Source organism: Candidatus Scalindua japonica (assembly GCF_002443295.1).
Classification (GTDB): Bacteria; Planctomycetota; Brocadiia; order Brocadiales; family Scalinduaceae; genus Scalindua; species Scalindua japonica.
In genome coordinates this window covers 72,248-87,607 of the sequence record NZ_BAOS01000031.1, presented here as the reverse complement: position 1 = coordinate 87,607, position 15,360 = coordinate 72,248, and the positions used below count along the sequence as shown (strand labels likewise).

16 protein-coding genes are annotated in these 15,360 nt (G+C 39.6%); 8 read left to right on the top strand and 8 right to left on the bottom strand.

All coding sequences use genetic code 11. The features are described from left to right. The 8 genes from SCALIN_RS17930 to SCALIN_RS17895 all read left to right on the top strand — a co-directional run. The coding region (locus tag SCALIN_RS17930) for a carboxypeptidase regulatory-like domain-containing protein (RefSeq protein WP_096895832.1) at positions 1–477 on the top strand (477 nt) is incomplete at its 5' end. Between the two features lie 105 nt (positions 478–582). Then, positions 583–1,041, top strand: a complete 459-nt coding sequence (locus tag SCALIN_RS17925; protein WP_096895831.1) for a c-type cytochrome — start codon at positions 583–585, stop codon at positions 1,039–1,041. Positions 1,042–1,046: 5 nt separating this feature from the next. Further along, positions 1,047–1,568 carry a QcrA and Rieske domain-containing protein gene (locus tag SCALIN_RS17920; RefSeq protein WP_096895830.1) on the top strand — a complete coding sequence of 174 codons (522 nt, stop codon included), beginning with the start codon at positions 1,047–1,049 and terminating at the stop codon, positions 1,566–1,568. Between the two features lie 25 nt (positions 1,569–1,593). Then, the gene (locus SCALIN_RS17915) at positions 1,594–2,367 is read left to right on the top strand and encodes a cytochrome b N-terminal domain-containing protein (protein ID WP_096895829.1); all 774 of its coding nucleotides are present in this window, start codon (positions 1,594–1,596) and stop codon (positions 2,365–2,367) included. 140 nt (positions 2,368–2,507) lie between these two features. After that, the gene (locus SCALIN_RS17910; RefSeq protein WP_096895828.1) at positions 2,508–3,398 is read left to right on the top strand and encodes a cytochrome b family protein; all 891 of its coding nucleotides are present in this window, start codon (positions 2,508–2,510) and stop codon (positions 3,396–3,398) included. An 80-nt stretch (positions 3,399–3,478) separates the two neighbouring features. After that, positions 3,479–3,934: a 4Fe-4S binding protein gene (locus tag SCALIN_RS17905; RefSeq protein WP_096895827.1), complete on the top strand. Its 456-nt coding sequence runs from the start codon at positions 3,479–3,481 to the stop codon at positions 3,932–3,934. Between the two features lie 13 nt (positions 3,935–3,947). Continuing rightward, complete coding sequence (locus tag SCALIN_RS17900) at positions 3,948–6,434, top strand: c-type cytochrome (protein ID WP_096895826.1); 2,487 nt, start codon at positions 3,948–3,950, stop codon at positions 6,432–6,434. A gap of 37 nt (positions 6,435–6,471) precedes the next feature. Then, the gene (locus SCALIN_RS17895; protein WP_096895825.1) at positions 6,472–7,368 is read left to right on the top strand and encodes a carboxypeptidase-like regulatory domain-containing protein; all 897 of its coding nucleotides are present in this window, start codon (positions 6,472–6,474) and stop codon (positions 7,366–7,368) included. Between the two features lie 12 nt (positions 7,369–7,380). Here SCALIN_RS17895 and SCALIN_RS17890 read toward each other — a convergent pair whose 3' ends face one another. The 8 genes from SCALIN_RS17890 to SCALIN_RS17860 form a co-directional block, all read right to left on the bottom strand. Then, positions 7,381–8,208 (bottom strand): cytochrome C, encoded by an 828-nt coding sequence (locus SCALIN_RS17890; protein ID WP_203415555.1) that lies wholly within the window; start codon positions 8,206–8,208, stop codon positions 7,381–7,383. Positions 8,209–8,301: 93 nt separating this feature from the next. Continuing rightward, the gene (locus SCALIN_RS17885) at positions 8,302–10,008 is read right to left on the bottom strand and encodes an FAD-dependent oxidoreductase (protein WP_096895824.1); all 1,707 of its coding nucleotides are present in this window, start codon (positions 10,006–10,008) and stop codon (positions 8,302–8,304) included. Positions 10,009–10,062: 54 nt separating this feature from the next. Next, positions 10,063–10,203, bottom strand: coding sequence for a hypothetical protein (locus SCALIN_RS22390; RefSeq protein ID WP_162532393.1), 141 nt, complete (start codon positions 10,201–10,203; stop codon positions 10,063–10,065). A gap of 310 nt (positions 10,204–10,513) precedes the next feature. Then, on the bottom strand, positions 10,514–11,293 hold the full coding sequence (locus tag SCALIN_RS17880; RefSeq protein WP_420885446.1) for a cytochrome b N-terminal domain-containing protein: 780 nt from the start codon (positions 11,291–11,293) through the stop codon (positions 10,514–10,516). Between the two features lie 314 nt (positions 11,294–11,607). Then, positions 11,608–12,132 (bottom strand): QcrA and Rieske domain-containing protein, encoded by a 525-nt coding sequence (locus SCALIN_RS17875; RefSeq protein WP_096895823.1) that lies wholly within the window; start codon positions 12,130–12,132, stop codon positions 11,608–11,610. Between the two features lie 4 nt (positions 12,133–12,136). Beyond that, entirely contained in the window at positions 12,137–12,850 is a 714-nt protein-coding gene (locus SCALIN_RS17870; protein ID WP_096895822.1) for a carboxypeptidase regulatory-like domain-containing protein, read from the bottom strand. Positions 12,851–13,011: 161 nt separating this feature from the next. Beyond that, positions 13,012–13,785 (bottom strand): carotenoid biosynthesis protein, encoded by a 774-nt coding sequence (locus SCALIN_RS17865; protein ID WP_096895821.1) that lies wholly within the window; start codon positions 13,783–13,785, stop codon positions 13,012–13,014. After that, positions 13,786–15,192 carry a tetratricopeptide repeat protein gene (locus SCALIN_RS17860; RefSeq protein WP_096895820.1) on the bottom strand — a complete coding sequence of 469 codons (1,407 nt, stop codon included), beginning with the start codon at positions 15,190–15,192 and terminating at the stop codon, positions 13,786–13,788. Positions 15,193–15,360: the final 168 nt, after the last annotated feature.

The window sequence follows — 15,360 nt, the reverse complement described above, 5'->3', positions numbered from 1 at the left end:
GTCTATATTGAGAAAGCAGGGGACAACAACTTTGAACCACCAGAAGAACATGGCGTTGTTGACCAGTTGAACCTGATTTTTGTTCCACACGTAATAGCAGTACAGAAAGGGACAACGATAGATTTTCCTAATAGTGACCTGGTCAGGCATAACGTATTTTCTACTCCTGACAGCTGCAACCAGTTTAATCTTGGAACGTATGACATTGGTGCTTCAAAACCTGTTACATTCAATGAGTCGTGTGAAGTACCGCTTCTATGTAACGTGCATGCGGAAATGTCCGCGTATGTTGTAGTATTAGATAACCCCTATTTTGCGGTTACAGCAAAAGATGGAAACTTTAAGGTTGATAATGTACCACCCGGAACATATAAACTAAAGACATGGCACGAAAAACTGAGGTCTGAGGAACAGGATGTATCAGTAGAAGGCGGAAGGACTGTAGAGGTAAACTTTACTTTAAAAAAACGTAAATAGTAACCTTATAAATATTCTTTTCCTGTCTGGCCCTGATTCATCCAGGTTTGGTGTTAAAAAAGCTATAGCCTTTATATCAATTACTGTTTCTTTAACAAGTGCACTATGAAAGAAAAATACAGATTAAGTCAGAAAATGCCAGCCATAAGTTTTTTTACTATATTTATCTTCTTATTTTTCCCTCTTATTCAACCTTACGCAAATACAGAAGAAGGCACCAGGACAGAAAGATACGAACTGAAATTCCAACCTGAAGAGTCGTTTGAAATTCGTAATGGCAGGAGGGTTTACCAAGAACACTGTTCACCATGTCACGGAAAATACGGAAAAGGAGATGGTAATTATTACGCAAGTGACCTTAAACCGAAACCAGGAAACTTTACTGATCCAGATTTTATGGACCAGGTGCAGGATGAATATTTGATTGAAGTTATAAAGAAAGGTACGGCCGCATTTGGAAAAAGCCCTTTCTGTCCACCATGGCAGTATACGTTGAAAGAAGAGGAAAAAATAAGAAACGTCGTCACTTTTCTACGGACTTTTACTGTTAAAACGGCAAGGTGAATAGTATGAAAAACAGTACAAATCCTGAATTGGTTGATAAAGTCGAGCACAAAGTACACCGAAGGAGATTTATGTACTATGGTGGATGGGGAGTTATCAGTTTATTCCTTGCCGCTGTTCTCGGTTCAACCATAAGATTCTTTTTCCCCAGAACGCTTTTTGAACCTCCAACAAAGTATACAATTGGATATCTATCTGAATACACACAGGGGGTAAACGAAAAGTTTAAACAACTGCGACGAATCTGGGTAGTCCGTGAGGTGAATAAATTATATGTAATAGAGGCAAAATGTACACACCTGGGTTGTACGCCCAACTGGCTGGCAGCAGAGGGCAAATTCAAGTGCCCATGTCATGGCAGCGGCTACACACCCGATGGGATAAATATCGAAGGACCTGCCCCCAGGCCATTGGACCGATTCAAGGTTACATTATCAGAAAATGGAGAGATTATGGTTGATGAGAGTGTCAGGTTTAGAGGAGAAAGGCGACAATGGGATAAACCAGGTGCCTTTATCAGTGTTTAAAAAGATATAATGGGAAAACCAAGTAATGGATAAAGAGAAAGACGAGAAGATAAAGAGATATGTAACAAGTTCACAGATCTGGAAATCGATTTTCAGGCGCAAACATGACGATACAAAACGCAGCAGGGTATTGGCGGTGGTTGGTAATTTTTTCTTGCACCTGCATCCGGTTAGCTTATCAAGACACGCACTGGCCTTGAAGTATACCTGGTGCATGGGAGGAATTACCTTCTTTCTGTTTCTTTTCCTTACGGTAACAGGTGTATACCTGATGTTTTATTATCACCCTTCTATCGGTGAAGCATACTGGGATATAAAGGACCTTCATTACAGTGTCCCGTTTGGAAAGATACTGCGCAATATACACAGGTGGGGAGGTCATTTGATGGTCATTACGGTCATGGTCCACATGTACAGGGTATTTATGACAGGTTCGTATAAAGCTCCAAGGGAGTTTAACTGGTTAATAGGTGTCGGCCTGTTAGTTTTAACTCTGCTGCTCAGCTTTACCGGTTACCTGCTAACATGGGACCAACTGGGGATGTGGGCAATTACCGTAGGGACAAATATGGCAGGAGCTACACCGCTACTTGGGCATGAAGGACCATTTGGAGAACAGTTGGGAATGACGGCACATAATGATGTCCGTTTCGCGTTATTGGGAGGTTCAAGCGTAGGGGCAAACGCATTGCTACGGGCTTATGTATGGCACTGTATTGCCATTCCTTTATTTGTCGCCCTTTTAATTGGTGTGCATTTATGGAGGGTCAGGAAAGACGGCTTTTCAGGTTCTTTGTAATTACTGAATTGAGTGCTATCACTATCCTCAGGCTTTGAATATGCTAAGGTTTAGTAAGATCATGAACTATTGTGTTGTGCGAGTTTCCGCCTACCTGACGGCAAGCAGAAACTCACACTATTTTTATCACTGGAATTATTATGTCAAATATAATACACATCTTATTTCTTAAAGACAATGAGGTAATAGCCCTTTTTGGCATCGCAGTGTTTTTCTTTGCAGTAGTCGCTTTCCGGGAAGCTATTAAGAATGATCGTTTGCAAAAACAAGGTAAGTGGCCGCCTGAAGAGCAATCAGGAAAGGACAAAGTCCTGACATGGCCGTTTCTTGTAAGAAAGGAATTCTTAGTTGCCATATTTGTCACGGCAGGTTTGCTTGTCTGGGGTGTACTAAGAAATGCGCCACTGGAGGAATTTGCCGATCCTAATATCACCCCTAACCCTTCAAAAGCACCCTGGTATTTTCTTGGTTTACAGGAAATGCTTGTTTATTTCGATCCCTGGATTGCAGGAGTACTTTTTCCCCTGTTGATTATTGTCGGCTTAATGGCCATTCCCTACATCGATATTAATCCAAAAGGCAGTGGGTATTACACGATCAGAGAACGAAAGTTTGCAGTCTCAGTGTTTAGTTTTGGTTTTCTGTTCTTATGGGTGATACTGATAGTAGTTGGTGTTTTTTTTCGTGGGACCGGCTGGTTATGGTACTGGCCATGGCAGGAGTGGGACCCACACGCTATTGTCGCTGAAACAAATTATGATTTTACGCAATTCCTTGGTATCGATTCAAGATCTGTATCAGGTTCTATTACAGGAGGCAGTGTTGTGACGTTATATTATCTTCTCGGAATGGTAATTCCCTATGTAATTATGAAGGCCAGGAACAGTAATAATCTTCAGAAGCTTGGGCTCATAAGATATATAACTGTGTCATTTCTTTTCTGGTCAATGATTGGATTACCGATAAAGATGTTCTTGAGGTTGATATTTCAAATGAAATACATATGGGTAACACCATGGTTTAACATTTAGATAAGTACAAAAATTATAAGAGCAAGCACAAACACTGCCACAATAATCTATTTGCATAGCTGTCTTTTTTAGAGAAACTTATGCCATATGAAATCACTAACAAATGTACCGGTTGTACTGCTTGCGCGAAGCAGTGTCCGATGCGAGCTATTTCCGGCAAGGTGAAAGAGAACCATCATATTATAGCATCACTTTGTATAGAGTGTGGTGTGTGTGGTATGGCCTGTGCGTCATCTGCCGTAAAAGATCCTTCCGGTAATGTTTGTAAGAAAGTAAGTTTAAGAGAGAGGCCAAAGCCGGTTGTCGATCAGGAATTTTGCAGCGGATGCGAGGCTTGCGTTACAATCTGTCCGTTTAATTGTCTGGAGATTAATAGCGCCATAATGCCTTTCGAAATTAATGGTAGTGCTGCATTGATGAACCCTGCGGATTGCGTTAGTTGTGGAGAGTGTGAAAGGATTTGTATTAAAAATGCTATAGTTTTAGAAGAAGCACAGAAGAAAATTGTCTCAGGCGATTCTATATTAATTACATAACGCATGTAGTTTTATGAAGAAAGAAGAAGAAAAATCTTATTCGTTTCTATTCATCCTTGCAAGTCTCATACTACTGGGGTCATTTATCTGGGTAATCCTGGACGAAGTATATGAAGGAAGACCCTGGAAACAGCTGCAAATGAACTATTTTTCTCTTTTAATGGACAGAATTAACGACGAGATTAAAGAAGAAACGGAAAAATTTAACAGCCCCGAAGTCCAGACAAAATTTCAGGCAGTAAAAGATAAACTCGAAAAGGCAAATGAAAATTTCAAGCAATCCGGTGATCAGGAAGAATACTTTAAATTAAAGGCGGAGATCCAGAATATTTCACAAAAACAACTTACTCCCCTCCAACATCAGTTAACTGACTTACGAAACAGAGTACTCGAAGAGGAATACCTCTATACAAAATATCAGAGTGAAGGTTTAAGGGAAAAACGTGATAAACTGAAAGGTGATACCAGTGAGTTGGTATCAAAGATACATAAAGTAAAAAACATACTTGCGGGAAAACAAAAAAGCCTGATGTCATTAACTACAGAGATTGAAAAATACGAAAAGGAATTGACATCGTACACATCACCACTAAATAAACTTCAGGATAAACTTAAGACTTCGGAAAAAAAACGTCCGAGCATACAAGTTTCTCAGTTAAATATTGAAGAGCTTGGCAGGGTTGACCGTTGTATTTCCTGTCATGTTAATATTGAAGGACCTGAGAACGTTGTCAATGAACAACCCTTTAAAATACACCCTGGAAACTATATCTTTCTTAAGAACCATCCTGCCAGGCGTTTTGGCTGTACCATATGCCACGAAGGTCAGGGGAGAGCAACGACTTCCATGGAAGAGGGGCACGGCAATGTAAAATATTGGCCAAACCCTATGCACAAAGGAAGACTTGTTCAGTCCAGCTGTATTATGTGTCATAAAAATGTTAAGGGACTGCCCGGAGCATCATTGATCGAAGCGGGGTTGAGGCTGTTTTCAGAAGAAAGGGGTTGTACCGGCTGTCACGACGTAGAGGGTATTACAACGATAAAGATCGGTCCGCCACTTACGTTTGTAGGAGAGAAGGCAAGCTATAAATGGATAATGACGTGGTTGAAAGATCCACAGGGATATTATGAAAAGGCAAGGATGCCGAATTTTAAACTTTCAGATAAGGAAGTTGAAAACATTGCCGACTTTCTGGTGAGTTTGAGCCGGAATAAAAAGGATTTAAAGGTTACCGCTAATCCTGATGTAGAGGAAGAAGTATATCAAAGAGGCAGATCTCTTTATAACAGGTCAAGGTGTGTCATCTGTCATCCGACAGAAGGTAAGGGTGGCGCGGTAAAGTATGTATATGCGGCAGACCATGCAAAGATAGCAAATAAACTCAGTAGTGATTGGCTTTCAAAGTGGATAACAAACCCCAAAGCATACTACCAAGGAACAAAAATGCCGCATTTCAGGTTTTCTGACAATGAAGTAGAAGATCTGGTAGCCTTTATGAGTGCGGAATTTATTGACTGGGATGCTTTTGAGGTAGAGGAAGAAAGTAAAGGTGACAAAGTTGTGTCAATAGAGGAGATTGATCCTGCCTCTGTTGAAACAGGCAGGACGTTGGTAAAGAAATATGGCTGTTTTGGTTGTCATGAAATAAAAGGATTTGAAAAGGAGAATAAAATAGGTGCGGACCTTACACTTTTTGGTTCCAAGACAGTGGAGTTCCTTGATTTTGGAATCGTTCAAGATATGGAGAGAAGCTGGACAAACTGGACAGTGGCAAAGCTGAAAGACCCCAGACAATTTAGAGAGGGTATAAAAATGCCTGAATATAGCCTTACTGACCAGGATTTAGAGGCGTTAGTATGTTTGCTTGCAAGTTTTAAAGAAAACTCAATACCGATAGAATATTCTGCTAAGTCAACATCGGAAGAATATAAGCCGCAGGGGAAATTCGGGACTCTTGTCAGGAACCTGAATTGTCTGGTCTGTCACAGGATAAAGGGTAATGGGGGCGATTTCGCACCAGAGCTCACTTATGAAGGCAGCAGAGTAACGAGGGAGTGGCTTGTAGACTTCCTGAAGTCACCCGATATAGTAAGGCCTCTTTTGAAACAAATGCCGAAATTTAATCTTACGGATCAGGAAGTTGAGGTTATAGCAGACTATATAAAAATAGCTCTTGTCGATGATAAGATAGCTGCCAAATCTGATATGAGTATGCCGTCTCTAGTTCAGGAAGTGGAAAAAGGCAAAGAGATATATTATGAGAAAGGTTGCCAGGCATGTCACCAGATCGGCCTTGAAGGCGGGGCCGTTGGCCCTAATCTAAGCGTAGTTGGAGACAGACTAACTCCGGATTACCTATATATGCATTTAAAGGACCCACAGAGATGGGGATCGTCAAAAGTAGCTCCAGACTATGGTCTGGAGGATAAAGAAGTTTTCCTTCTTACCAGATTCTTATTAAATCTCAGGACAAAGAAGGTGGGATTTTTAAGGTAGTTTTTACCGAAACATATTTTGAACGGAAGGTGGAGAAATGACGTATAAATTCATTTGTATTTCCTTAATAGTACTATTAACCATATGTACAAAATTATACGCTGATACATTGCGTGTAGAAGATTTTAATGAAGAAATTAATGTAAAGATACTTGAAATGAACGAGGAGTATGTTAAAGCTATTGTTCCCGAAAAAGTGATTGGTTCGATTAGTATCAAATCAGAACCCGATCAAAAATATTCGGATACAGTTTTCATAAAAGCCAACGGTAAAAAAAGAATGATAATTTGTAAAATTAAGAAAATAACGAAGAAACCCGGAAGTGTAACGATACAAATTCCCAGAGAGAAAGTTGTGGCAATACAGATAGAATTTCCGGGAAGTGAGCAGGATAGCGAAAGCGACTGGGGAGACATCTTAAGTACACGTGAAAAAGGGAGAGAACACGTACCCGTAGATGCTGAAAGGTTGAAAGAAAAGATAAAAGAGGAGCTAATGTCTGAATTGAAAAAAAAACATAATAGAAAGGACGCAGAAATTGAAGAGAAAATAAAAGATGAGTTAACGGTTGAGTTTGAAAGAAAACAACAGATAAAAGAGGATATGTTTGAAGCAGAAAATTATGGCAAGGTATCAGGTCGCATGCTGAACAAAGGCAAGCCATTACCTGGCTGTCAGGTAAAAATAACATTGCTGGAAAAATGGGGATTATTTGGCAAGCCACGCGAGGGTAAATGGTTTGAGGCAATTACAGATGAGAAAGGACATTACTTTTTTGAAAAAGTGCCTCCTGGAGGCTACAAACTATACTGGAAACCACCAGGTGAATCGTCCTGGATCAGAAGTATAAAGATGGAACCGGATTTTTTTGTTGAGATAGGAGAAACAAGCAGTGTTTTTGACAGGGAGACAAATATACGAACTATAAATTGAGCATCTTCGTCTTTATATATTAAACCATGGTGTAACCCATATATATTTCAGGTGAAATACTAACTTTAAAAATATTTTAATAGGCAGTCCCATCATCGACAAGAACAAAAATGCTACCAGCGAGTATCTTATTATTCCTAATTTTTCAAGTGTCCGACTCCCTGTTACTTTCAGAAAAAGAAATGGTATTACCATTCCCACGAAAAAGTAGATACTTATAACACCTCCACCGATTAGAGAACCCAGCAGGGATTTTGAATCAATGCCTATAAACTGAGTCAGATCATAATTTGTGTCAGCTACTATTCTATGAGCATCCCACTCCTGCCACGGCCAGAACCACAACCAGCCAGGCCCACGCATAAATACTCCTACGATTATCAATAGAATCCAGAGAATGTGGAAACCAAAACAAAACGTCAGTATAGCAAACCATCTCTCCTTAAAAGTATAATATCCATTACCTTTGGGGTTTATATCAACATAAGGCATTGCCATTAATCCCATAACGATTAATGAAGGGAAAATTACCCCTGCTATCCACGGATCAAAATATACAAGCATTTCCTGTAACCCCAGGAAATACCATGGCGCCTTTGCGGGATTAGGAGTTACGCTCGGGTCTGAAGGGTCCTCTAATGGTGCATTAAGCGCGATGGACCAGACCAGTAAGATTATCGTTACGATTATGGCGGCAAGAAACTCCTTCCTCACAAGATACGGCCAGGTTGGCAGTTCATCTTCAGAAACACGTGAATCCTTCTCCTTTGCCAGTGATTCTCCTTTGACAAAGGCCAGTGCGCGATATCTTCTTTGTTCAGTATCTTTCTTCTCCGGCACCTGAAATCCCCTTCTAAAAAATAAAGTATAATTAATTACAATCCGCTCTATAACACTAATTTACTGTCATACATATAGTTCTTAACCATCATTTTACACTACAGCTTCTGCATAAGAAAATCTCTTCATCTTTATCGCGTCTACCGGACATCTCTTTACACAGAGACCACATCTTATACACTTCTCCTCATCTATCGCCATAACAGCATCCCAGTCATCCGGTATTGATCCTTCCGGCAGATCCTCAGTATCCACCTTGTCTCGTGAAATCATTTCGATACAATTGTGAGGACAAACATCTATACATCCTCCGCACAGTATACATTTTTCATCTATAAATATATTATAGTGGCAAAGCAGACATCTGTCTGCTTCTTTAGACGCATCCTCCTTTGAAAAGCCAAGTTCAACCTCTTTGTCAATATCCCACCTTGCATCCATCTGTACAGAATTCTGTTCCTGGCGCGGTATTGACTCATAACCAGGATCGTTCCTCACCGGATCTTGATCCTTAAAGAAATAATCATACGTTCTCTCTTTATCTCCACTCAGATATTTATCTATTGATTTGGCAGCCTTTCTACCGTCACCTATCACTTCGATAGCATTCCTTGGGCCGGTCATAAAGTCTCCACCAGCGAAGACACCCGTCCTACCTGTTGTAAAACTATCGGCATCAACCTCAATGGTGCCCCATTTTGTAAATTTAACTCCTGATTTCTCGGTTATAAAACTTGTATCCGGTGACTGTCCAATCGCAGCAATTACCATATCTACAGACAATGTAAACTCAGTACCGGGAACAGGTTCCGGCCTTCTTCTACCACTAGCATCAGGTTCACCCAGTTTATTCTTTACACACTCTATAGCTTTTACTTTTGCATTTTCATTTCCTGATATCTTTACTGGTGTAGTCAAATACAGTATTTTTATTGCCTCTTCCTCTGCCATGCTTACTTCAAACTCACCGGCAGGCATCTCTTTCAATGTTCTTCTATATATAATAAAAACCTCTTTTGCACCTAATCTTAAGGACGATCTCGCACAATCAATTGCCGTAAATCCCCCACCTACCACGGCAACCTTCGATGGCACTTTCTGCTGTCTGCCAAGATTAATATCTTTCATATAGGTAATACCATGCAGAACCCCTCCTAAATCTTCCCCAAGTATATTTAACTCCGGTGATTTGTGAGCGCCTGCTGCTATATATACAGCATCATAATTATCAACTAACTTTTCAAATTCATCAGAATTACTGATGGGAGAGTTCAGTTTGAGTTCTATACCAAGCTCTTTTATCCAATTAACGGCTCCCTCAATCTTATTCCATGGAAGCCTGTAGGGTGGAATACCCACACTTAACATACCCCCAGCCATAGGAAGCGCCTCATAGATCGTAACATCATGTCCCATAATGGATAAGTCATTACCGGCAGCGAGCCCGGAAGGTCCTGCTCCTATTATTGCAATTCTCTTGCCTGTCGTTTTTGCGACTAAACGGTTTTTTGGATACTCTTTTTCCGCAAAATCCGCTGCTACTCTCTTAAGTGAACAGATTGATACCGGTTCATCAATCTTACCTCTACGGCAGGCACTCTCACACGGATGTGTACATACCCTGCCAAGGATATGAGGAAACAGGTTCGCCATATAGTTCAGACCCAATGCACTATCATACTCCCCCTCCTGGATCCTCTCAATATAACTGGATGCGGGAGTATTAACTGGACAAGCGTATTGACAACTTATATTTTCTCTAAACCAACTTTCATCAGCCTGGACGACCTTGTAATCCACTTGATTATTTCCTCATTATAAATAACTTAGATTGAGCAATTTACTCGGTAATTTCTATTTTTTCTCTTCTTCACTTAGCCGATCATGTTCAAATGCCTGACTAAATGCCAGCCATGTGAAGAAAACCAACAGAATGATTAATCCAATTATCGGAATATTGTCAGGTTTGCTTATAATGTGCCAGATGTTTTCCAATTTTTTCTCCTATTTCTCATTAGTACCTGTTGCGTAAATCAAGTATATGCTCCTCTCTTTCGAGAGGATTCCACTATTTTGACTCCTCTCGAAAAAGAGGAGTGTCAACAAGCGGGAAATTCAACAGTACAAACCACTTCAATCAATCAAGCAAAACAGATAAACTTTCTCCCTCAATACTCCTCAGAACGCTTCTATATAGGAGAGCGAGCGCGTTGTACCATGAACATAAAGTTACAATATTTTCTAAATACAGTTCTGGAGTAAGATATATTAGATACCAGGCCAAGAGGCACCGTACCCCTGCAGCTTATAGTTTACCAGAAATTCCTCCGTCCTTACGGATTCTCCAGAAATGCACTATTAAAAATATGCTGACTATCAATGGCAAACCAATACAATGCCATATATACGCCCTTAAAAGCGCATTACCACCAACCATCGAACCGCCTAACAACGCAAATCTTATATCGTTATATGCAGTCATGCCAAGCAACTCACCAAAAGGGCCCTCATGCCCCAGGGCAGGTGTTGACCTGGCCATGTTAGTACCAACTGTCACTGCCCAAAAGCCCAGTTGGTCCCAGGGAAGTAGATATCCGGTAAAGCTCAATAGTAATGTAAAGACCAGCAGGACAACACCTATCACCCAATTAAATTCTCTTGGTGGTTTATAGGAACCTGTCATAAACACCCTGAACATATGAAACCATACCGTTATTACCATTAAATGAGCGCCCCACCGGTGAAGGTTTCTCAGGAGAAGACCAAAAGGCACATGGTTCTCTAATCCTTTCATATCCCAATATGCGTCTCTAACATTTGGATGATAGTAAAACATAAGAAAGACACCAGTTATCGCTAAAACAAGGAATGTAAAGAATGTTATGCCACCCATACACCAGGTAAACTTAAAAAGCGGAGCATGCCTTTTCACTTTGGCTGGATGCAGGTGAAGAAAGACATTACCTATTATTGTCTGCATCCTCGTCTTTGGTGTGTCCTCAAGACTGTGGCGAAAAAATGAACGCCAAATCTGAGAGTTTGCTATGGTATGTTTAATTGCCCCGGGAATACCTTTTTTATTTATCAACTCCCGTATATCCAGTTTGTCTTTATCATCATTATTACTCAACTACACCCCCCCGTCCATCCTTATCAGGATAAAAAGACAAAACTCGGCCAGCAAAGCCAGAAATCGTGACCCGCATCATTACCAGTATATACCCTTTCTGGTAAAAGCAGGAAAATACATTGTAAAAATATGCGTATAGAACGGTATTGCCTGAAAAGGCAATACCGTTCTCATCAAAGCTTAATAATTAAAGAAATATTAAATATATAAAACCAATCGTTAACTACCGGATTATACACCTGAAAAAAAGAGCTACAAATTCCAAACAACTAAACCGAAAGAAATGCGCCCGGTTTCTGCCATTCATCCCGTTCTCCCCTGAACCTCACACTCTCGTCAACCATAATCTGCCCATCTTCAGCCAGTGCGACTTTAAACCTTTCCAAAGGCCTTGGTGCAGGCCCTTCAATATTGACCCCATCTGGAGTAAAACCGCTTCCATGGCATGGACACTTGAACTTCCCCTCTGTTGACAACCAGTTAGGAGTACAACCCAGATGGGTACATTTAGCCTGAACCACGTATATCCTGTCAACCTCTCTCACTATCCATACCCTGAACTGTTTTTTAAACCTTTCACTAACTCCCAGAGTGTATTCAAGTGGATAACCCACCTTATATTTTGTAGGAGGTTCGTAAATAATACGCGGGAAGAAGAACCTGATAGCAGAACCAACTACTACAGTCAGGAATACACCTATAAACCCCCAACCAAGTAGAGAGAGAACCCTTCTTCGATTTACAACCTCAGCATCTGTAGCTATATTTTCGTCCGATGTAGTCTGGCAAGCCATTGTTTTACTTTTTCTTCTTTAAATTAAAATCAATGTTTGCTGCTTTCCCTGCTTCAACAGTGACATCTTTAGTAATAGTTCTCAATTTCTCATGCCATGCACTTACCTTATAAGTACCCGGTGGAACATTATCTATCTTAAAAACACCATCTTTTTCGGTAACGGAAAAATAAGGATTATTCAGTACTAAAACGAATGCCGACATCTCTGCATGTACATTACATAAAAGAGGTACGGAGCAAGCCTGATCAAAATCAACTGTTTTAATAACACCAACATCATAAGTACCAAGATTAAACTGTTTACAGCAATCCGGTGGCGAATAAAGATTGTGCCTTACGCTATCACTGTTTGGAAAATCTATCTTTGTTCCCTTCTGAACAGCTATCACATGAGGAACAAATGTCAGATTTAACTGGTCCAGAATACCCTTCTCCTCAGGTGCCGGATAGTCGTTGCCATTAACCTCTTCAATATAGACAACAACGTCTTGAGGGTGCCTTACTCTTTTGCATTTTACAGTCCCTGTAATAGAACCACCGTTTTCTACTGTAACTTCAGTCCTGATTTCCTTCTTGAGTGACTTCAATGCTTCAATTAACTTTGCCTGAGCTGCCTTAGCATCTTCTGCTGATAATGCATCCTGAGCAGAAACATTATGTGTGTGAAAGAATGCTACAAGCAGTGCTACAACAAAAAAATTCAAAAAAACTCTCATACTGAATATCCCCTTTCCTTATGAAATAATATAAAAAGCCTACATTGATAATGTAACATATTTTAACAGGTATAATGCCAGGTTGTCAAGTGAAGTCATACTCATTAATTATATAAGCACATCATATTGTTGATTATAGGTGATGAGAGCTGAATCAGTAGTCAATTATTTGTTGAGAATACAGAAAGTATTTTCAATAAAGTAATAAAAACAAGTATGCTGAAGATAGAAAGGCTTATTATCCCTATAACGTATTCACAGATATAGAAGGTTACTGACAAAACAAAAATCATATTAAGAAAATATAATACCGGACCCATTAGAGCGTTACCGGCAAGCTCTTTTGACCAACCCATCTTATGGTCTAACTTTTGAAAACAATATATAATGGCAAGCCCCACTACAAACCACCCCAAAAAATTGGATAAAGGCACGCCAAAGTATATACCTTTTTCCGGATAATAATATATCTGGCCGAGAAACCATTCAGACCCTCTGAGAGAGACGGGATCTATCAATACGTCCTGGAGTACAAACAATATTGCGGCAAGAATGAGTACTCTTTTTGAATACCAGGGCGGGTGAGAAAGTTCAAATTTCCACCCTGTCCTCGTTATCGGTGAAACTAACAGGAGAGCAAGAGAGTAGCTGAAATACCCCAGGAAAGAGTACGAAAGTGAGTCCATAAAAGGAACATTAGAAATGAACAACTCTTTCCCATGAGTTTCACCGGTATAATGGTAAAAGCCATAAGGTATACCAGTACGGGTAGAAGCATACTCAGAAATGAACGCGATTAAATAAGCCAGGATGGTAAAAGCCGCTATTCTCTTCAACCCAAGCTGAAAACTGCCGGCGATCAAATACAGTCCTAATAAGATAAAAACGTATGGCCTTAATACAATAGTGGAAATAAGAATATCAAAAGTGTCCATCTATATTTTTTTCATAACTCTCAATAGTTTCTCTTGTTCACTTTGCTTATCACCAACCTCTTTCCATTGAGATTGAGGTTGTATGATATTTACATAAAAACATATCGCGAAAAGAAGGCCCTCTGTTATACACAGCCCCAAAGGCATTCCAATGTACAATCCGAATGGAAATGCAACAATCTGGCCACATAAGAAATGAATTATGAAAAATATCGGGCCACCCCTCTTCTTTTTACCAGTCATCCCGTCACTTAACTCTTTTATTTGTTTATCAAGGTCCATATGTATCTGATTACCTCTCCTTTTTAGTAGTTCTTTTTCTCGATTAAGTTTTTTTGGCAAAAGAGAGAGTAGTATTCCTGCAATATGCGCATCAAAGATCGAATTTTTTTGTACCAATAAATCTATTTCACGGTTTCCTTCCCGGTATAATTCAACTGAAAATTCCAGAGACACATCATAGCCGAGTTTCTCAATATTTTTTACCGCATTATCTAAAAAAAGCACATTCTTTTTTACTTCTTCCATTACTTGTTTAACTTTTTCAATTTTTTGGCCCCTGATTTCCTCATACAATTTAGCAATTTCAGAACTTATCTGCTTAAAATCCTGTTCCCTCAAAATTTTTAAGCAATAGACAATATCCTCCTTTATTGCCTTCCTTAATAGTGTGATAGCCTTTTCTGGCCTGTCCAGAAGCGCATTATACTGAGCATTCTGATATATTGCTTCAGTAAATCCCGGTGAAAACTTAATGGCTTCACCTGAACACCTTTCTGCCTCCTCTATAAGGCCAAAGTCGCGTTTGATTAATGCCTTATATAATAACGCAAAACTTGTGTAATAAGCAGAGTACGGTCTGGCATATTTGATGGCTCTTTCAAAGTAGATTAAAGCCTTTTCCTTATCTAGTTTATGAAAGAAATAAATTATCCCAAGGCTGATACAAACAGAGAAATCATCTTTTATAAATGTTTCTATTTCCCTAAACCTTTCTAATGCACTCTCCATATCACCCGTAGCAAATGTATCATCCAATTTATACCGGATATCATCCAATTGTTTATCAGGGACCTTATACAGGTTCATCATAACAGTCTGAAATTCATCAGTATTTTTTTCCAATAACCAGACAACGTCAGAAATACCCCACTCAAACGCTGCTTTCAACCCACTCATCCCCAGCCCAATACTCTTAATATCATAACCAATTTCCTGGATGATATCTTCACTTATACCCTGACTGGCGACAATTTCATCAGCAGAGGTGATTTGAGATGCAATCATCTTTTCCGTTTGATTTTTTAATAATATTTTCAGGTCTTTAACTTTCCTGCCAAGTTTTACCTCTATATAATATGCACTTCTCTCTTCCCATGGAGCAAGTTTATCTATATACGTTTCCATAATCATCTCCAAATAAGACCTTATTCCCCAAACATGGCATCAAAAACTGTTATTAAAACTAAGAAAATATAACATCAAAAAGGTTTAGCGGTCAAGCTTCAATTAACGTTTAAATTTATTTGGTAGAACACTTGCAAATGTGTTAATCTGGAACTCAATATTTATTTT